The organism is Lentzea indica, assembly GCF_012184385.1.
GTDB lineage: Bacteria > Actinomycetota > Actinomycetes > Mycobacteriales > Pseudonocardiaceae > Lentzea > Lentzea indica.
Window position 1 is genome coordinate 15,283 of the sequence record NZ_VSRL01000076.1, and the last position, 19,248, is coordinate 34,530.

Here is a 19,248-nt window from a genome sequence, read left to right on the forward strand (position 1 = left end):
GGGCGGTCAGACCGCGGCTTGGGGGACCGCTCGTTTGCGGGTCGCGAGCAGCGGCACGACGGCGGAACGGACTCGCTCGGCCACGACGTCCACGTCGCCCTCGGCCTCGACCACGACGTAGCGGTCCGGGTCGGAGGCGGCCATCTCGCTCAGAAGCCGCTGCACACGCCAGTGGTGCTCCACGCCGATCGACTTGCCGTCGGCGACCGGGCGGTCCAGCAGGATCGTCAGGTCCGGGCGCAGGCGGCCGGTGGCCCAGTCGACCAGGCCTTCGAGCTCCTGGTGCTCCAGCGTGCTCGTCGCGGTGAAGTGCGCGAGCGGTGAGTCGACGTAGCGCTCCATCACGACGATGGAGCCCTCGTCCAGTGCGGGGCGCACCTGCCGTTCGACGACATCGGCACGTACGGCGGCGGCTACCAGGGCCTGCGCGCGCACGCCCGCCAACTCAGCGGAGGAAAGCATCGTGCGCAGACGTCGTTCGTCGTGCTCGGGGTCTGCGGCCAGCAGCACGTCGAGGCCCTCGGCACGCAACGCCGCGGCCAGTCGCCGGGCCTGCACCGACGTGTCCTCGCGGGTGTCGCCCTCGACCGCGATCAGCATGCCCTTGGTCTGGCGGCGGCCGCGGATCGCCGCGAACAGCGACGACAGCACCGGCTCCTCGCGGCGGTCGTCCATCTGCCGGTACGCGACCAGGCCGAGGACGATCGCGATCGCGGCACCGCCGAGCATCACCGGACGGGTCGCGTCGACCTCCATCGGATGGCCGAAGACGCTGACCGTCCGCTTCTGCAGCAGGGCCACCAGCAGCGGAGCGCCCGCAGAGGCACCGAACAGCACGATCTTGAGCAACGACTGGATGAGCGCCACCGTGCGGCCGCGCATCTCGTCCTCGACCTGCGATCCCACGATCGTCAGACCGGTCAGGAACGCCACACCGGCGCACGTGCCGACCAGCGCCACCGTCAGCAGGGCCATCCACAGGTGCGGGGCCGCCGCGACCAGGACCAGCGTGACGCCGGCACCCACGATCGTGACGCCGAACAGCCGGTTGTAGGCGAGCCGCCGCGCCAGCCGGGGCGCGGTCGCCATTCCGACCGCGAGGCCGAGGAACACGGCCACGAACAGCAGGCCGAACGTCGAGGCGCCGCCCAGCAGGGACTCCGCGTAGAGCTTCGCGGTCGCGATCACGACACCGGCCGCGGCGAACGCGCCGATCATGCCTATCACCAGGCCGCGGACCAGCGGCGTCGCGGCGGCGAACTTCAGGCCTTCGCGGAACATCGCGACGAAACCGGGCTTGTCGGCGTCTTCCTTCTTGCGCGTCGACTCGGTGCGTCCCGACAGCTCCGGCAGCCGCGTCGCGACCAGGATCGCCGAGGTGAAGTACAGCAGGCCGTTGATCATCACGGCGATCGTCGCGATGCGGAACTCGAGGTTGCCGCCCTGCAGGTTCAGGTAGGCGGGGATGCCCGCGATCAGCGAGTACAGGCCGAAACCGCTGATCGTCGAGATGCCGTAGGTCATCACCAGGCCGAGCTGGTTCGCCGACTCCACCTGGTCGGGGCGGCGCAGCAGGTTCGGGACCGCGGACTCCTTGGCGGGGATCCACAGCATCGCGCAGCAACCGACCAGGAAGTTCGCCACGAACAGCCAGATCGGTGAGCCGATCAACGCGATCGAGATGAACAGCGAGCCGCGCAGGACGTCGCAGATCACCATCACCTTGCGGCGGTCGAACCGGTCCGCGAGCACGCCACCGACGGGCGCGAAGAGGATGCCTGGCAGCAGCTGCGTGAGCACGACCAGCGACAGCGCGAACGACTGCCACTGGTAGCTGTTCATCATCTCGGAGACCAGACCGGTCAGCGCGAGCAGTGACAGCCAGTCACCGACACTGCACAAATAGGTGACCAGCCACAACCGGCGGAACGGCCGGATGGCCAGCACCGAACGCAGCCTGTGGACCGTGGACACGCTGGACTGGGCATGCCCTGCCTGGCCTGCCTCGGTCACTCCTGTGTCCGCGTCCTGAATTTCAGTCACCCCTAATCGGCCCACTCCGTGCGATCAGCGTAACCGGATGTGGTGAGCGAGGATGCCGGACTCTCAGCACGGCTAGCTGAAGATCGCTCCAAGAATGCTGATCACGATCAGCACGAAGAAGCCGATCACGACCAGACAGCCGATGAACGCCGCCACGCCGTTCGTCTGCTTCGTGGGCTGTTGTTGTTGCGCCACAGGTATTTGCTGCGCGTGAGGAAACTGCTGCGGCACGTACTGCTGCTGGGGAGCCTGAGCACGCTGACGGCGATTGCGCGGTCGCCGCTGCTCCTGTTCCATCGCCGCCCAGATGGCCTTCCGCATCTCCTCGGTCGGCGTCGGCGGTACGGCCACGATCACACGTGATGCCGCGTACTGCGCCCATTGGCCGGACCACTGCGACGCGGTCCACGTGTCGGCCGTCACCAGACCCGCCAGCGGGTCGGGGAACAGCCGTGGAGGAGGCGGGGCCTGCGTCCCGTCCGGTCCGAACTCGTTCGTCGGCACCGCCACCTCCTCTTCGATCAGCTCTTGGACTTCGCGGGCGCCTTCTTGGCCGCGGGCTTCTTCGCTGCCGTCGTCGCCTTCTTCGCCGGAGCCTTCTTCTTGACGGGCCCCTTGGCGCGCTTCTCGGCGAGAAGCTCGGCCGCGCGCTCGTCGGTGATCGTTTCGACGCTGTCCGTCTTGCGCAACGACGCGTTCGCCTCGCCGTCGGTGACGTACGGCCCGAACCGGCCGTCCTTGATCACCATCGGCTTGCCCGACACCGGGTCGTTGCCCAGCTCGCGCAACGGCGGCGCGGAGGCGGCGGAACGACCCCGCTTCTTCGGCTCGGCGTAGATCTTCAGGGCCTCGTCCAGCGTGACCGTGAAGATCTGGGACTCGTCCGCCAGCGACCGCGAGTCCGTGCCCTTCTTCAGGTACGGGCCGTAACGGCCGTTCTGCGCGGTGATCTCGGCGCCCGTCTCCGGGTCCTTGCCGACCACGCGCGGCAGCGAGAGCAGCTTCAGCGCGTCTTCCAGCGTCACCGTGTCCAGCGACATCGACTTGAACAACGAGCCGGTGCGCGGCTTCGGCGCCTTCTTCGGCGTGCCGTTCTCGGACGCCTCGGGCAGCACCTCGGTCACGTACGGGCCGAAGCGGCCTTCCTTGGCCACGATCTCGTTGCCCGAGACGGGGTCCGTGCCGAGCGAACGGCCCTCCTGCGGCGTCGAGAACAGCTTCTCGGCGATCTCCGAGCTCAGCTCGTCCGGCGCCAGGTCGTCCGGCAGGTTCGCGCGCTGCGCCGCCCCGTCGACCTCGCGCTCCAGGTACGGGCCGAAGCGGCCGACGCGGACGACGACGGTGCGGCCCTCGGCGTCGCTGAACAGCGGGATCGAGTTGACCTCGCGCGGGTCGATGTCCTCGACACCGGTCCCGACCAGCTTCTTCAGGCCACCGGAGCGGCCGATCGAGCCGTCGGGGCCGATGCTGCCGCCGAAGTAGAAGCCGGAGAGCCACGTGGTGCGCTGCTGCCTGCCTGCGGCGATGCCGTCCAGCTCGTCCTCGAGCGCGGCGGTGAAGTCGTAGTCGACGAGGCGGCCGAAGTGGCCCTCGAGCAGCCCGACCACGGCGAACGCCACCCAGGACGGGACCAGCGCGGCGCCCTTCTTCCACACGTAGCCGCGGTCCTGGATGGTGCTGATGATCGACGAGTAGGTGGAGGGACGGCCGATGCCGAGCTCCTCCATCGTCTTGATCAGCGACGGCTCGGTGTAGCGCGAGGGCGGCGAGGTGGTGTGACCGTCCGCGGACAGCTCCGCGATCGTCAGGTCCTGGTCCTTGACCAGCTGCGGCAGGCGCGACTCCGCGTCGTCCGACTCGCCACCGGCCTCGGCGTCGACGGTCTCGACGTAGGCCTTGAGGAAGCCGGCGAACGTGATCGTGCGGCCGGACGCGGCGAACGTGACCTCCTGGCCCGTCGCGGCACGGCCCTGGATGCGCACGCTGGTCGTGTTGCCCCGCGCGTCTGCCATCTGGGACGCGATCGTGCGCTGCCAGATCATCTCGTAGAGCTTGAACTCGTCGGAATCGAGCTCGGCGGCCACCTGACCTGGCGTGCGGAAGACCTCTCCCGCCGGCCTGATCGCCTCGTGGGCCTCCTGCGCGTTCTTGACCTTGCGCGTGTACTGGCGCGGCTCCTTCGCGACGTACTGCGCGCCGTAGAGGTCCGTCGCCTGCGTGCGGGCCGCGTTGATCGCGGTCTCCGACAGCGTCGTGCTGTCGGTACGCATGTAGGTGATGTAGCCGTTCTCGTACAGCTTCTGCGCGGTGCGCATCGTGCGGTCCGCGGAGAACCGGAGCTTGCGGCCGGCCTCCTGCTGCAGCGTCGAGGTCATGAACGGCGCGTACGGCTTGCGCGAGTACGGCTTCTCCTCGACGGAGGCGACCTTGACCGGCGCGTTCTCCAGCCCGGCCGCGATGGCGCGGGCCTGCGCCTCGTCCAGCACGACGACGTCGGCCTTGCCGGTGAGCTTGCCGTCAGAGCCGAAGTCACGGCCCGTGGCGAGGCGGGTGCCGTCGACAGCGATGAGACGCGCGCCGAACTGACGCGGCGCGGCCTCGGCCCCGGCGTCCATCTGCGCGGAGATGTCCCAGTAGCTCGCCGAGACGAACTTCATCCGCTCACGTTCGCGCTCCACGACCAGACGCGTCGCCACGGACTGCACACGGCCAGCCGAGAGCTTCGGCATGACCTTCTTCCACAGCACCGGGCTGACCTCGTAGCCGTAGAGGCGGTCGAGGATGCGGCGGGTCTCCTGGGCGTCGACCAGGTCCTGGTCGAGGTCGCGGGGGTTCGCGGCGGCGGCCTGGATCGCGGACTCGGTGATCTCGTGGAACACCATCCTGCGGACCGGCACCTTGGGCTTGAGCGTCTCCAGCAGGTGCCACGCGATGGCCTCGCCCTCGCGGTCACCGTCTGTCGCGAGGTAGAGCTCGTCGACGTCCTTCAACGCTTCCCGCAGCTCGGTGACCAGCGACTTCTTGTCGGCGGAGATCACGTAGAGGGGCTCGAAGTCGTGGTCGACGTCCACGCCGAGCCTGGCCCACGCCTGGCCCTTGAACTTCGCGGGAACGTCAGCAGCACCGCGCGGCAGGTCCCGGATGTGTCCCCTGGAGGACTCCACGACGAAGTTGGCGCCGAGGTATGAGGCGATCTTGCGCGCCTTCGTGGGCGACTCGACGATCACCAATCGTCGGGTGTTGCCCCCGCCTCCGCTGCTCTTTCTCGTCCGTGTCGATCCAGCCACTCGCCGTCCCGCTCTCTTCCAAACCCGGTTCCCAGGCCCGCCAGTGTTGCCCAGCGTCGGCCGAAAAGCACACCATCCGCGACGCCTGTACGACGAGACAGAGTGACACAACCATGCCGGACCGCCCGCTCAGGCCGCCGGCCAGGTGCTCATCGCCACTCCGTGCGGAGGGCTTCCGACCAGCTCAGCGAGCCTCGCGAGCCTTCTACGGCCGGTTACCCGCAACGCCGGAGCCCCTACCAGGGTGCACGGAAGTCCGGATGCGAGCAGCGCATTTTGCAACGGCAGGTGTGTCTGCGGTGCGTTGGGGTCCAAACCGAGCAGGTACGCCGACTCCATCCAGCTGCCCGCGGCCAGCGCCCAGACCCGCAGCACTGCTCCGTTCAGCTCAAAGTCCGCAGGCACCTTCTTGACAGATCCGTCCAGCCAGCGGGCGGCCAGAGGGGTGAGATCGGTGCGGAACGGCGTGCGGACGAAGTGCGTGCCTTCCTCGTTTACGCACAGCTCAGACGTCACACCACGCTCCGCGCAGGCCTGCTTGAGAGGCCGCAGTCGCCACTCGTCGCGCAGCTCGACGTAGACGCGGGCAGCCGTGCCGCGCGCGAAGCTGACGGCCTGGCCCGGCCCGCAGAGGAAGCCGGCGAGGTCCGCCTTGGCCGGCGTTCTCGCTTCGGCCGAGAAGAAGGACAGCTGCCCAACCACGGCCCACAGGGTAGAACAGACGTTCGACTGTGACCAGTGGTGCGATTGTGACTGTGCCGGTCGAGGGATTACTGCGGCCCGCTGCTCTTCAACTCGCCGCAGGATGCGGACTTGCCCATCGCCGCTGCGTACTTGGGCGACTTCTCCAACGCGTCGAAGGTCGCCCGCAGCCCCTCAGGGCTGCTCACCTGTGACGTGTCGGTCAGCACCTTTTCGGCGTTGTCCCAGAACTGCGCGTTCGGTTCCAACGCCGTGACCGGCGCTTTCGCCGCCTCGTAGGACCTGGCCGACTCGCTGAAGTACTTCGTCAGCCGTTCGTGCACGTTCTTCAGCTCGTCGGACGGCGGCCCCAGTTCGCTGAGCTTCTTCTCGGCGCCGGCGAGCGCGGTGGCGTTCTCCGTCACGAGCTTCAGGTAGGCCGTTTTAACCGCTGCGGGGTTGGCCGGGTCCTGTGCTTGCAGCTCCTTGCCGGCCTTGATACCGGGCAGGAGGCCACCGCAGAACGTGTCGACCCACTGGCCCTGGGCGTCGGTGAGCGGCTTGTCCTCGTCGGAACTGCAGCCGGCCAGCACCGACGAGGCCAGGACGACGGCGATCAGACGTGGTCTCACTGAACCCCCAGCTCAGATCGCAGATCGCCTGAACAGTACCCGTTCGGGCGACCCGCGATCCGAGCGCTACGAGGTCGGCGGAGCGGTCGGCGAGGTCTCCAGTTCCTTGCAGTTGGCGGCCTTCTTGGAGGCCTCCCCGAGTCCCGTCTCGTCGAGCTTCTTCTGCACGTCGGCAGCGGTCGTCTCCAGTGCGGCGGCCTTGGAGACCATCTCGGTGAAGGCGGTGACGACCTGGGTCGGATCGGTCGACGAGTCGAGCTTCGACTTGGTGTCGGCGAGCAGGGTCCTGATCTGGTCCATGCCCTGCTCAGCGGTGGTGACCAGCTCCTTCGACTTCGGGTGCGGACCGTTCTCGAGCGCCTTGAGGTCCGCGATCGACTTGTCGACCGCGGTGACCTTGGTGCCGAGCCACTCGGACAGGCCGGTCTTGAGCTTCGCCGGGTCGCTCATGTCGATGCTGGGCTCGTCCGACATGGCCTTCACGGTGCCGGCGACGGCACCGCAGACCTTGTCCATCCACACCACCACGTCGGCCTCGATGGGGGCGGCCGACGGTGACGTGGACGAGCCTCCGCTGCTGCACGCGGTGATCGCGAACAGGCAGCTCGTCAGAAGCGCGATGGCTGTGCGACGCATGAGCCGGAAACTACTCCGAACGGCCCCGCTCAGCTCGTCGGCGTGACGTTGAGGCGGTGCATCTCCTGACACTTCTGCGCGGTCTGCGTGGCCTTCTGCAGCTCGGGGACGGCCTTGAGGTCGCGCAGCGGGTCAGCGAGCTCTGAGAGCTTGGCGATGGCCTCTCCCGCGGCCTGGAGGCCTCCGGTGGCGTTGTTCGCGTCGGCCTGCTCGACCTTCGTCTTGGCGTCGGCGAAGACGGCGCCGAGCGAGGTGAACGTCTCGGCCATCTTGGTGACGGCCTCCTCACCGCCCGCGACGGGCGACGGGCCGACGTTCTTGAGGCCCTCCGCCGACTTGGTGAAGGCGTCGGCGAGCTGGCCCATGTAAGCGGCCATCTCGGCCTTGAGCTTGGCGGAGTCACCCGCGTCGAGCTTCGGGGCGGTCTTCTCGATCTTGGCGAACTCGGAAGCGGCGCCGCACACCTTGTCCATGTAGGCGACGGCCTCGGGGCTGGCCGCGCCGTTGGTGGGCGTCGATGAAGTGCCGGAGTTGCCGCCGTTGGTGCACCCGGCCAGCGCAAGGGCGGCAACAGCGGCAGTGGCGACGAGGCTGAGCCTCATGTCGTAACTCCTCGGTCGGGGTACGTCGGGGGGAGCCCCGAACGTACCCCGACCGGCGGTGGAACTACGCGGCGCCGTTGCTCACGGACTCCGCGGGAGCGTCCGCGATGGCGGTACCGCGACGCTTCGACACGACCACCGCCGCGACGATGATCAGTGCCGCGACCACGGCGATCGCGATCCGGATCGGATCGGACGCGTTGTCACCGATGGAGAAGGTGACGATCGCAGGCGCGATCAGCACCGAGACCAGGTTCATGACCTTGATCAGCGGGTTGATCGCGGGGCCGGCCGTGTCCTTGAACGGGTCGCCGACCGTGTCGCCGATGACCGTCGCGGCGTGGGCGTCGGAGCCCTTGCCACCGTGGTTGCCGTCCTCGACCAGCTTCTTGGCGTTGTCCCAGGCACCACCGGAGTTGGCCAGGAAGACCGCCATCAGCGTGCCGGTCGCGATCGCGCCGGCGAGGTACCCGGCCAGCGGGCCGACGCCGAGGCCGAAGCCGACGGCGACCGGGGCGAGCACGGCCATCAGACCCGGCGTCGCGAGCTCACGCAGCGAGTCGCGGGTGCAGATGTCGACGACGCGGCCGTACTCAGGCTTGACCGAGCCGTCCATGATGCCGGGGTTGTCGCGGAACTGACGGCGCACCTCGAAGACGATGGCACCGGCGGCGCGCGTCACGGCGTTGACCGCGAGACCCGAGAACATGAAGACGACAGCCGCGCCGATGGTGATGCCGACGAGGATGTTCGGGCTGAACACCAGGTTGGTGAACGACACGGGCAGATCGCCCGCGACGTTGCCCACCTTGGCGATGGCCTGCTCGATCGCATCGCGGTACGAGCCGAACAGCGCCGTCGCGGCGAGCACCGCCGTCGCGATCGCGATGCCCTTGGTAATGGCCTTCGTGGTGTTGCCGACCGCGTCGAGCTCGGTGAGGATCTGCGCGCCCTCGCCGTGCACGTCGCCGGACATCTCGGCGATGCCCTGCGCGTTGTCCGAGACCGGGCCGAAGGTGTCCATCGCGACGATGACACCGACGGTGGTGAGCAGACCACAACCGGCCAGCGCGATCGCGAACAGCGAGACGACGACCGAACCGGAGAGCAGGAACGCGCCGTACACAGCAGCACCGATGACCAGCGCGGTGTAGACGGCCGACTCGAAACCGACCGAGATACCGGACAGGATCACCGTGGCCGCACCGGTCAGCGAGGTCTTGCCGACCTCCTGCACCGGCTTGTGCTCGGTGCCGGTGTAGTAGCCGGTCAGCCAGAGGATGACGCCGGCCAGCACGATGCCGATGATCACCGCGACGGACGCGATCAGCGCCGGGTTGCCGCTGGTGGACTTGATCGCGTCGGAGATGCCGTTGAGGTCCGCGAAGGAGCTCGGCAGGAACGCGAACGCCGCGATGGTGCACAGCACCGCGGAAATGACCGCGGAGATGTAGAAGGAGCGGTTGATGGCCGTGAGGCCGCTCTCGCCCGCCTTCGCCTTCGTCGTGTAGACACCGATGACCGCGGTCAGCACACCGATCGCCGGGACGATCAGCGGGAACAGCAGACCCTGCGCACCGAACGCGGCGGTGCCGAGGATCAGCGACGCCACCAGGGTGACGGCGTAGGACTCGAAGAGGTCCGCGGCCATACCGGCGCAGTCACCGACGTTGTCACCCACGTTGTCCGCGATGGTGGCGGCGTTGCGGGGGTCGTCCTCCGGGATGCCGACCTCGACCTTGCCGACCAGGTCGCGCCGACGTCGGCGGCCTTGGTGAAGATGCCGCCACCGACACGCATGAACATCGCGAGCAGCGCGGCGCCGAAACCGAAGCCCTCCAGGACCTTCGGGGCCTGACCCGCGTACACGAGCACGACCAGCGCGGCACCGAACAGGCCGAGGCCGACCGTGGTCATGCCGACCACACCACCGGTGCGGAACGCGATGCGCGTCGCCTTTTCGCGACCGCCTTCTTCGTTCGCGGCGGCGGCGACACGCACGTTGGCGCGCGTGGACAACCACATGCCCAGGTAGCCGATAGTCGCCGAGAACGCGGCACCGACGATGAAGAACAAAGATCGGCCGATTCGTTCGGACAGATCATCTGCCGGTAGCGCGAACAACAGTACGAACACGATCACGACAAAGATGCCGAGCGTGCGGAACTGCCGGTTGAGGTAGGCCGCTGCGCCCTCCTGAACCGCCTTGGCGATGTCCTGCATCTTGGGGGTGCCCTGGCCCGCGGCCAGCACCTCCTTGAGCAGCACGTACCCGACGGCGAGAGCAGCCAGGGCGACCACGGCGACCACGGCTACGACGCCGCGATCACCCCCGGAGAGCTCGAGGCTCTCCGCGAGGAATTGCCGGGACATCCGTCCTCCTGGTGAGTTGCCATGTGCAGCGCCAAGGCAGACCAGCCGCCCAGCGCGACGTGACGCATCCCTCATTGGATGCGATGAGCGGGGAGTCTAGGGGTTGCTTGCAACGAGGCAACGAAGTGTCCCGATCCGTGCACACACCGTTATCCGCGCAGGAAGTCGAGTACGCCTCGGCCGGAAGTGTCGGTGTCGTGTGCGAAGCTCGCCTCGTGGTGGATCAGGGACGTCGGTTGCTGGACCGCGTGCTGGCGGGAGTGCCCGCCGGGGAGTCACCTCTCACACACGCACGCGATCTGCCGTTGCGGCAGGCTGATCACGTCGAATGGCCTTCGTGGGCCGCTTCGCCGGTGGTCGAGGCGTTCACGGAGACGGGCGTGCGCGAGCCGTGGCGGCACCAGGTCGAGGCCGCGTCGCTGGCGTGGTCCGGCCGGCACGTGGTGCTCGCGACGGGCACCGCGTCCGGCAAGTCACTTGCCTACCAACTGCCCGTGCTTTCCACTCTTTTGGCGGACACGAAGGCAACTGCGCTGTACCTGTCACCGACCAAAGCCCTTGGTGCGGACCAGCTCCGCGCGCTCGACGAGCTGGGGATCAAAGGGGTGCGCGCGGCGGCCTACGACGGTGACACCCCGATGGCCGAACGCGACTGGGTCAAGGCGCACGCGAACTGGGTCTTCACCAATCCGGACATGCTGCACCGCGGAATCCTGCCGCAGCACCCGAAATGGCTGCGGTTCTTCCGCAGGCTGAAGTACGTGGTGATCGACGAGTGCCATTCCTACCGGGGTGTCTTCGGTTCACACGTGGCGTTGTTGATGCGACGGCTGCGGCGGGTCGCTCGCAAATACGGCGCGAATCCGATCTTCGTCATGGCATCGGCCACTGTGGCTGATCCTTCCGCGTCGGCGGAAAGACTGCTCGGCGTCCCGGTTTCCGCTGTCGTGGACGACTTCTCGCCGCGCGCCTCGCGGACGGTCGCGCTGTGGGAGCCGCCGCTGACCTCCCTGGAGGGCGAGAACGGCGCTCCCGTCCGGCGTTCGGCCGGCGCGGAGACCGCGCGGATCCTCGCCGATCTGGTCGTCGAGGGCGCACGTTCGCTCGCCTTCGTGCGCTCACGTCGTGGTGCGGAGCTGACCGCCATCGGCGCCCAGCGGATACTGTCCGAAGTGGACAGTGAGCTGCCTCCTCGCGTGGCCGCCTATCGGGGCGGGTTCCTGCCGGAGGAGCGGCGGGCGCTGGAGAAGGCGCTGTCCACAGGCGATCTGCTCGGCGTCGCGACAACGAACGCCCTGGAGCTCGGCGTCGACATCGCCGGTCTGGACGCGGTGGTGGTGGCCGGCTTCCCCGGCACGCTGGCGTCGTTCTGGCAGCAGGCGGGCCGCGCGGGCAGGTCGGGCGACAGCGCTTTGGTGGTGTTCGTGGCGCGGGACGACCCGTTGGACACCTACCTGGTCCACAACCCGTCCGCGGTGCTGGACCGGCCGGTCGAGGCGACGGTGCTGGATCCGTTGAACCCCTATGTTTTAGGACCGCAGCTGGCGTGCGCCGCGTCCGAGATGCCGTTGACGCCCGCGTGTCTGGACGACTTCGGCGGACCGTTGGCGGAGGCCGTGCTCGCCGACCTCGTGGCGGAGAAGCTGCTGCGCAAGCGGCCTGCCGGGTGGTACTGGGCGTCGCACGACCGCCCGCACTCCGGCGTTGACATCCGCGGCTCCGGCGGTGACCAGGTGGCCGTCGTCGAGTCGGACTCGGGCCGGATGCTCGGCACCGTCGACCCCGGATCCGCCTGCTGGCAGGTGCATCCCGGCGCCGTGTACCTGCACCAGGGACGGGCGTACGTGGTCGACGACCTCGACCTGGAGAGCGGGCTCGCGATGGTGCACCGCGAGGACCCGGAATGGTCGACACAGCCACGTGACTGTGTCGACATCACCGTGGTGCGCGAGGTCGAACGCGCCGACTTCGGCGGTGTGTCGGTGTGCCTGGGCGAGGTCGAGGTGACCACTCAGGTCGTCGGCTACCTGCGACGACTGCCGTCCGGTGTGGTGCTCGACCAGATCCCGCTGGACCTGCCGGAGCAGACCCTGCACACCCGTGCCGTCTGGTACACGGTCGACGAGTCGCTCTTGTTCGACGCCGGTGTGGAGGCGAAACGGATCCCCGGCGCGCTGCACGCCGCCGAGCACGCGGCCATCGGTCTGCTGCCGCTGTTCGCGACGTGCGACAGGTGGGACATCGGCGGTGTGTCGACTGCCGCGCACCCGGACACCGGGATGCCGACAGTGTTCGTGCACGACGGCCACCCCGGCGGCGCGGGCTTCGCGGACCGCGGCCACTCGGCGCTGCGGGCGTGGCTCTCGGCGACGCGGGCGGCGATCAGCGCGTGCTCGTGCCCGATGGGCTGCCCGTCGTGCGTCCAGTCGCCCAAGTGCGGCAACGGCAACGACCCGCTGGACAAGGCCGGTGCCGTGCTGGTGCTGGACGTGGTGCTGAGCAAAATCACCTGACTCGTCCGGCTCGGCCCAGCTACGGTCGCTGCGTGAACGCATGCAGCTGCAACGCCACTGACCGGACCCGTCGCGCCTAGGCGCGGCCGAGCCGGACGCTCCGCCGTGCCTCAGGGCGCGGCTGTCCTGATCACTCCGCCGCGCCCGTCCCCTTCTGGCCACGGGTTCTTCAGGAGTCGACTTGTTCACGCCCTTTTCTGATCTGAACGCACTGCTCGCCGACCTCGTCTCGTCGGTCCGCGAGATCCTCGGCCCCACCTACGTGGGCACGTACGTCCAGGGCTCGTTCGCCTTGGGCGCCGGCGACATCCACAGCGACTGCGACTTCATCGTCGCCTGCACCGAGTTGCCGTCCGGAGATCGGGAGGCCGGGTTGCGCGCGCTGCACGACGAGATCCCGCTGCGGCCAGGCCACTGGTCGACAGAGATCGAGGGTTCGTACGCCGACGTGGAGTCGCTGCGCTCGGTGGCCGGGCTGGGGGTTCCGTGGCTGTTCAACGACCACGGCAGCCGTACGTTGATCTGGGACACCCACTGCAACAGTCCGCACGCCCGCTGGATCCTGCGCAACCACGGCATCGTGCTGGACGGCCCGCCGATCACGTCGCTCGTCGACGAGGTGCCGGCTGACGTTCTGCGGTCTTCGATGCGTGCCGAACTCCCCCACGTGCTGGCAGGCATCGAGGAATGGGCGCCGATGGGCAATGCCTGGACGCAGCGCTACATCGTCGCGGCGTACTGCCGGACGCTCTACACGATCCACACCGGAGAGGTGGCGTCGAAGCGCGGCGCTCTCGAGTGGGGAGTGAAAATGCTCGATCAGCGGTGGCACCCGCTGATCGAGCAGGTCATCGGGGACCGGGACCTCGGCTGGGATGCCGATGCGGTGCCGCGTCCAGGAACCATGGAGGAAACTCGCGCCTTCGCGGCCTACGCCGAGGGGCTCTGAGTTTCGTGGGCGCGCGCCGCGGGTTCACGGGTACCCGCGGCGCGCGCTCTCCACGTGCCGAACACTGTTTTCCCGCCTGCTACCGCTTCGCGACCGGATCCTTGGAGCATCGGCGGATCTGGTTTGTTCGTCTAGACAGGACACGCGGGAGGCGACGGCGTCGACTGTCTGCTGACGAACTCCGGGGAGGAGCCGGCTTCGCCGACCGCGGCAGAGCTGGTGCCCTGCCACTAACGTTCCTCGGTCCGGTCGCTGGTGCGGGAGGCTGTCCTTCGGGGTGCGTGTTCGGCTTTTCGCCCGTTCCTCAGCGGCCCCCGACGTGCGGGGTGCGGAGGCCGATCATCGGATCGGGCTGGGGTTGGAACGGCCGTGCAGGGCATCGCCTTCGGGGTTGTCGGGGAGAGTCCACGACGACACCCAGCACGGCCGGGCTTTGTAGTTGTGGTCAGACGGCTTCGAGCTCGTAGCCCGCCGGGGTGTGCAGAGCCTCGACGAGTGCGTCCTGCACGACGTGCGCGTCCGGCAGGTTCCAGCCGCAGATCGACGGCTTGACCCGCCAGTGCACGACACCGTGCGCCATCGGGGTGGGCGGCAGCGGGATGTACTCGCCCTTGGCGTAGAGGTGCACGTCGGAGTGAGAGGCCAGCTCGGTGTTGAGCTTCGAGCCGGACTTCACCAGGAACATCCACCGGCCGGACGGGGTCGCGGCGATCGGCACGGGAACACCGATCGAACGCAGTGCCACGGCCGCGCGGCGGCCGAGGTCGGTGCCGACCTCGATCGCGTCCACCACGTGACCGGTGGCGACGAGAAGGCTGTAGGAGCGACCCGCCCACCACGTGGCGACCTGGTCGGGACGCGTACCGATGCGGTCCACCCAGTCGCGGTGCACCGGGATGGGGCCGTGGAGCTCGAGCCCGCTGCGGCCCGCCCACTGGGTGACGCCCTGCTCCGAACCGGCCGGATAGGTGCCGGGCAGTACGGGCCAACCGCGGTACGCGAGGCTGACGGCCTCGGCACGCAGTTCAATGCGGAAGGCCCCGCGCCAGCTATCCGACCAATCCATCTTCCTTCGCCTTCTTCCTAGGCTATGACTCGACATCGACGTGGTGTCGGTTTTCGTAGGACACCGCGTCGGTGCCGCCACTACAACTAACGACACCGGCCCCGGCCTCCGTAACCCCCGCGCGACAACTGGTAGCTACGAGACGGCGAACGCCCTCGACCAGACCGAGCCACTGAACTCCGCGCGTTTAGTTCGATCACCGTTCAGCATGTCCGGGCCCCTTTGTGAGTCCGCTCACCGCTGCGAGTCGACCGCTCGTCGCGCTCCAAACGCTTCGATCTTCAGCCGGACCTGCTCTGGCACGTGCGTTCACCGGGCCGAACGGCGTAACCGCCGACACCTCCACAACCACGTCCCACCCGCTCACGTCGCAACTGACCAGCTCGGCCCGGTTGGCTTGCGCCGTTCGTTTCGCCTGCTCACAAGCACTTTCATCGCCTTCGGTGAGATGAGCGGCGGCCGCGAGCGCCGCCAGGTCGGCCGCACCGGTCACCCGATGCCGCGCGATGACCGCCGCCCCGATCTGCGCACCGGCGACCGTGACGATGATGAGCAACAACATCGCCACCACACCGCTCACCGCAGCCGACCCCCGCTCACGGCCAGGCACGTCACCGTTCATCGCGGCTCCAGCACGGCGAACGCCTCCGCGCTGAGCGGTACGCCCAACGGACCTTTCTTGCGGACGACGACGCTCACCGCGTCCCCTCGGCTGTCGATCACGACGCTCGCTCCCGGCGCGATCTGCCCTGCCGCCTCCACGCCGCGCTGCTGTTCACCGCGCGCCGTGAGCCGTGCCGCCTCCCTCGCCGCGTCGGTGCACCGCATCTGCTCGATGACCGCTGTCAGCCCGGCCGCCGCCAGCGCCATGACCACGAGTAGCGCGCACACCGCGATGGCCGCCTCCACCGTGACCATGCCCGTGTCATCAGACCGACGACAGCGCACGCTGTATCAGCCCTTGCAACATGTTCTGCATGAAGTCGCTGGTGAGGACCACGTACAGCAGTCCAGCGAACGCGGCCACCGCCAACGTCCCGATCGCGTACTCCACCGTGCTCATGCCGCTGTCGTCCTTCAGCAGTTCCATCTCTGTCTCCTATGTGAGGAATTGGTCAGCCAGGCCCAGCACCACCGGCACCACGCCGAGGCACAGGAACGCCGGCAGGAAACACAGCGCCAGCGGCGCCGCGACCGCGACCGCGGCCTTCTGTGCCTTGGCCTCGGCTTCATTCGCCGCCTCGGCCTGGTCGCTCAGCGAGCTCGGCGGTCTGCCTGGCGAGCGCTGCTCCGGACGCGCGGTCTCCTGGCGGCTCTCGCGAGCGTCGCGGTGGCGGGCTGGTCGAGCGCGGGCGCCCACGCCGTGACCGGGTCCGCCCCGAGCCTGAGGAGGTCGGCGACCTGACTCAGCTCTCTGATGCCGACCGCCTGGATCGCCGTGGGCACCGGCAGCCCGGCCTTGAGGCAGGCGGCCAGCAGGTCCCAGGCCGCAGCCCGTTCGAACGGACCGCTGGACCGCGTTGCGTTCGGTGGCGGGTCGTGGGCTCTGGGCCGCAACCGATCAATCGCTCTTCGCGGCATCGGCGCGACGAGGACTGCCAATGCGAGGAGGAAGAACGTCACGGCTCCACCTCGGTGATCCGCTTCGTCCACCACAGGCCGGCCGCGAGGAACATCGCCCCGAGCACGAGCAGGAACTGCCCCGCCGTGGTGGTCGTGAGGACGTGGAGCGGCCTCGCCCCACTGAGCTCTCCCAGCAGCACGCCGAACACCGGCAGCCCTGCCAGCACCGCGGCACTCGCTCTCGGACCGGCCATGCGTGCGTGCACCTGCCGTGCGAACGCTGCGCGCTGATCGAGGTCACGTCTGGTGGCGTCCAGAACGTCGGCCAGCGCCACACCGTGCTTCGCCGACACCTGCCACGCCTTGGCCAGCTGGTCCACAGCGGATTTCAGGAGCGGCTGACGCAGCTCGCGCAACGTCCGCTCCACATCACCGCCCAGCCGTGCCGTGGCCGCGGCGGCTTTCAGCACCTCGCCGGCCGGTGCGGGTGTGTCCTGGGCAGCGCCTTCGGCCGCGGCGGCGGGATGGGCACCCGCTCGCAGCTCGTCGATCACGCCGCCCAGACCGTTGCTGAGCGCTTCGGCCGCTGCTTTGAGGGCTTTGTTCCGCTTGCCCTGCTTGAGGATTCGGTAGATCACCGCCGTGAGGACCGCTCCTGCCACCAGTCCACCGACGCCAGCCGCCAGGTACGTGACGGTGACCGCAGCGATCAGCCAAACGTACTGCGGCACAACGATTTCTCGCTTGCCCTTCGGTCTGAGCCTGCGGATCGGCTTGAGTTGCGGCCACACCAGCAGCGCTGTCGCTATCAGCAGAAGGCTCAGCACAGCAGCTCCTTCTCGTACCAGCCGTGGTCTCTTGTCCAGACAGGACGAACCTCGAGCCCGTTCTTGGTGCGCTCGAACGCCCCGATCTCGTTGAGGTACCTAGTGCTGTTGTCCCGGCGCATGTGCAGCACCAGTCGCACCGCCGCGGCCACCTGACTGTGCAACGCCTGCGCGTCGAGCCCGCCCAACGCCCCCAGCGCCTCGAGCCGCGCCGGCACCTCGGCAGGCGAGTTGGCGTGCAGGGTCCCGGCTCCGCCTTCATGCCCGGTGTTCAACGAGGTGAGCAGCTCACGAACCTCGGCACCCCGCACCTCGCCCACGACGATCCGGTCGGGCCGCATCCGCAGCGCCTCCCGCACCAGCCCGCGCACCGTGATCTCGCCGGCGCCCTCGACGTTCGCCGGACGCGCCACCAGCCGCACGAACTGCGGGTGGTCCGGGTGCAGCTCACCGGCGTCTTCCACGCACACGATCCGTTCGGTGGGCGGGACGCACCCGAGGAGTGCCGACAGCAACGAGGTCTTGCCCGACCCGGTGCCGCCGATCACGAGGAACGCCATGCGTTTGCGCACGATCGTGCGAAGCGCCTCCGCGATCTCGGCGTCGAACGTGCCGAGTTGGCGCAGTGCCAGGAGGTCGTGGGTGGCCGGTCGGAGGATTCGCAGCGACAGACAGGTGCGGTCCGCGATCGGTGGAAGCACGGCGTGCAGACGGACTCCGCTGCCGGGCAGCCAGCCGTCAACGCACGGCGACGCGTCGTCGAGACGACGGCCCGCGGCCACCGCCAGGCGCTGGGCGAGGCGGCGGACCGCGTCTTCGTCGGGGAACGTGATGGTGGTGCGGCGAAGGCCTGCCGTGCCGTCCACCCAGACCTGGTCCGGCGCGGTGACCAGTACGTCGGTGGTGCCGGGGTCGGCCAGCAGCGGGTCGAGCGGGCCGGTGCCGCTGAACTCCTGACGGAGGACTTGGAGGGCTTCCAAGACGTCCGAGTCGGCCAGGACACCGCCGGCTTCCGAGCGAACCGCGTGGGCGACCACGGCGGCTGTCATCTCCATGTCCGCACCTGCCAGGCGGTGCCGGACGCGGTCTATCAGGGCGGCGGTCATGTTGCGCACCTCGGACGCCCGATCAAGGCGGCGGTCGCGCCGCGCCCGGTCACGACGGCGGTCATGTCGCCGCCTCCGGGCGTTGAGCGTGGCGGCCGTAGGTGATCTCGCGGCCGGTCAGGCGGAGCCAGGTTTCGCGGCACCAAGCAAGGAAACGGCTCATTTCGGTGGCTCCCTGAAGATGTAGGGAGGTGGGATGGGGCGGCCGTAGACGAAGAGGTTGCGCAACATCCGGCACCAGATGCGAAGACGGGTCACAGCGCGAGTTCCTTTCGCACGAAGGGGATCTCGACCGGGAGGGGTGGGAGCGCCACAGACGGCTGCCTTGTCAGGAGCCGAGATTCATCGGCGGTGCGGAACCAGCAGAGGCTGGAGGTCGTGGCCGTAGCTCCGCCAACTCGCGCCAGGCCGACCTCGCCGGCGCGGCATTGCCGTCCTTCCGGTCCGGGGAAGCCTCTGCTTGGCCACACTTGCCATGGGCGACCAGACCGGTCGCGGCAGCAACTCCATCCGCACCCGCCGAGGGCATGCAGTGAGCACGAAGAAGCTGCCGGAGGATCACCGCTCGGCGAAGGCGATCGGGACAGGTCACGGGCGCAACTCCTTCAGCACCAGGCGCGCTGTCGTGGCCAGTGGCCCCTTGGCGTTGCGCGGAAAGCGCCCGCGCTCCAGCACCTCGGACAGTCCCGGTTCCGGACGCATCTGGGTCAGCAACGGCACCCCGATGACGTCGGCCATCTCGGCGGCCTGGAGGTTGCCCGGCGACGGACCGCGCACCACCAGACGGATGTTGCGGCCCTGCGTCAGCAGCCGGGAGGCGACCCGGCTCGCAGCGGCCGTCGCGCGAACCTCCGCCGGCACCACCAGAACCGTCAGGTCGGTGCGGTCCAAGGCGGCAGAGGCAGCCGCGGTGGGATGCCGAGGCAGGTCGCACACCACCGTGCAGCCCGCACGGCGGCCCGCGTCGAGC

General features: G+C 68.8%; 17 protein-coding genes and 1 pseudogene. 2 read left to right on the plus strand and 16 right to left on the minus strand.

What is annotated here, in order from left to right; translation table 11 throughout:
- Window positions 1-6 precede the first annotated feature (6 nt).
- From FXN61_RS21635 to FXN61_RS21670, 8 genes and pseudogenes are all read right to left on the minus strand, one after another.
- On the minus strand, window positions 7-2,043 hold the full coding sequence (locus FXN61_RS21635; RefSeq protein ID WP_167975875.1) for a bifunctional MFS transporter/dTMP kinase: 2,037 nt from the start codon (window positions 2,041-2,043) through the stop codon (window positions 7-9).
- A 72-nt stretch (window positions 2,044-2,115) separates the two neighbouring features.
- Window positions 2,116-2,547 (minus strand): hypothetical protein, encoded by a 432-nt coding sequence (locus FXN61_RS21640; protein ID WP_167975876.1) that lies wholly within the window; start codon window positions 2,545-2,547, stop codon window positions 2,116-2,118.
- A gap of 17 nt (window positions 2,548-2,564) precedes the next feature.
- Window positions 2,565-5,330: a type I DNA topoisomerase gene (gene topA / locus FXN61_RS21645; RefSeq protein WP_167975877.1), complete on the minus strand. Its 2,766-nt coding sequence runs from the start codon at window positions 5,328-5,330 to the stop codon at window positions 2,565-2,567.
- A 129-nt stretch (window positions 5,331-5,459) separates the two neighbouring features.
- Window positions 5,460-6,032, minus strand: coding sequence for a hypothetical protein (locus FXN61_RS21650; RefSeq protein WP_167975878.1), 573 nt, complete (start codon window positions 6,030-6,032; stop codon window positions 5,460-5,462).
- A gap of 68 nt (window positions 6,033-6,100) precedes the next feature.
- The gene (locus tag FXN61_RS21655; protein ID WP_167975879.1) at window positions 6,101-6,643 is read right to left on the minus strand and encodes a hypothetical protein; all 543 of its coding nucleotides are present in this window, start codon (window positions 6,641-6,643) and stop codon (window positions 6,101-6,103) included.
- A 66-nt stretch (window positions 6,644-6,709) separates the two neighbouring features.
- A complete protein-coding gene (locus FXN61_RS21660) occupies window positions 6,710-7,279 on the minus strand; it encodes a hypothetical protein (RefSeq protein ID WP_167975880.1) in 570 nt (189 codons plus the stop codon).
- 29 nt (window positions 7,280-7,308) lie between these two features.
- A complete protein-coding gene (locus FXN61_RS21665; protein WP_167975881.1) occupies window positions 7,309-7,881 on the minus strand; it encodes a hypothetical protein in 573 nt (190 codons plus the stop codon).
- 64 nt (window positions 7,882-7,945) lie between these two features.
- Window positions 7,946-10,254, minus strand: a pseudogene (locus tag FXN61_RS21670) (sodium-translocating pyrophosphatase).
- Between the two features lie 215 nt (window positions 10,255-10,469).
- On the opposite strand from FXN61_RS21670, the gene FXN61_RS21675 reads away from it, so the two are divergent.
- Both FXN61_RS21675 and FXN61_RS21680 read left to right on the plus strand, forming a co-directional pair.
- Window positions 10,470-12,767 (plus strand): DNA 3'-5' helicase SftH, encoded by a 2,298-nt coding sequence (locus FXN61_RS21675; RefSeq protein ID WP_312877902.1) that lies wholly within the window; start codon window positions 10,470-10,472, stop codon window positions 12,765-12,767.
- Window positions 12,768-12,948: 181 nt separating this feature from the next.
- Entirely contained in the window at window positions 12,949-13,716 is a 768-nt protein-coding gene (locus tag FXN61_RS21680; RefSeq protein WP_167975883.1) for an aminoglycoside adenylyltransferase domain-containing protein, read from the plus strand.
- Window positions 13,717-14,161: 445 nt separating this feature from the next.
- Here the strand turns inward: FXN61_RS21680 and FXN61_RS21685 are convergent, their stop codons facing one another.
- The 8 genes from FXN61_RS21685 to FXN61_RS21720 all read right to left on the minus strand — a co-directional run.
- On the minus strand, window positions 14,162-14,782 hold the full coding sequence (locus FXN61_RS21685) for a bifunctional DNA primase/polymerase (protein ID WP_167975884.1): 621 nt from the start codon (window positions 14,780-14,782) through the stop codon (window positions 14,162-14,164).
- A gap of 196 nt (window positions 14,783-14,978) precedes the next feature.
- Window positions 14,979-15,404, minus strand: coding sequence for an Rv3654c family TadE-like protein (locus FXN61_RS21690; protein ID WP_167975885.1), 426 nt, complete (start codon window positions 15,402-15,404; stop codon window positions 14,979-14,981).
- Window positions 15,401-15,700 carry a TadE family type IV pilus minor pilin gene (locus tag FXN61_RS21695; protein WP_167975886.1) on the minus strand — a complete coding sequence of 100 codons (300 nt, stop codon included), beginning with the start codon at window positions 15,698-15,700 and terminating at the stop codon, window positions 15,401-15,403. The genes FXN61_RS21690 and FXN61_RS21695 overlap by 4 nt, the downstream gene beginning before the upstream one ends.
- Window positions 15,701-15,710: 10 nt before the next feature.
- On the minus strand, window positions 15,711-15,872 hold the full coding sequence (locus tag FXN61_RS21700) for a DUF4244 domain-containing protein (RefSeq protein WP_167975887.1): 162 nt from the start codon (window positions 15,870-15,872) through the stop codon (window positions 15,711-15,713).
- Between the two features lie 164 nt (window positions 15,873-16,036).
- On the minus strand, window positions 16,037-16,405 hold the full coding sequence (locus FXN61_RS21705) for a hypothetical protein (RefSeq protein WP_246291842.1): 369 nt from the start codon (window positions 16,403-16,405) through the stop codon (window positions 16,037-16,039).
- Window positions 16,402-17,172: a type II secretion system F family protein gene (locus FXN61_RS21710; RefSeq protein WP_312877901.1), complete on the minus strand. Its 771-nt coding sequence runs from the start codon at window positions 17,170-17,172 to the stop codon at window positions 16,402-16,404. The genes FXN61_RS21705 and FXN61_RS21710 overlap by 4 nt, the downstream gene beginning before the upstream one ends.
- Window positions 17,166-18,278: a TadA family conjugal transfer-associated ATPase gene (locus FXN61_RS21715; protein ID WP_167975888.1), complete on the minus strand. Its 1,113-nt coding sequence runs from the start codon at window positions 18,276-18,278 to the stop codon at window positions 17,166-17,168. Before FXN61_RS21715 ends, FXN61_RS21710 begins: the two co-directional genes overlap by 7 nt.
- A gap of 588 nt (window positions 18,279-18,866) precedes the next feature.
- On the minus strand, window positions 18,867-19,248 hold a 382-nt coding region (locus FXN61_RS21720), incomplete at its 5' end, for a CpaE-like family protein (protein ID WP_512698750.1).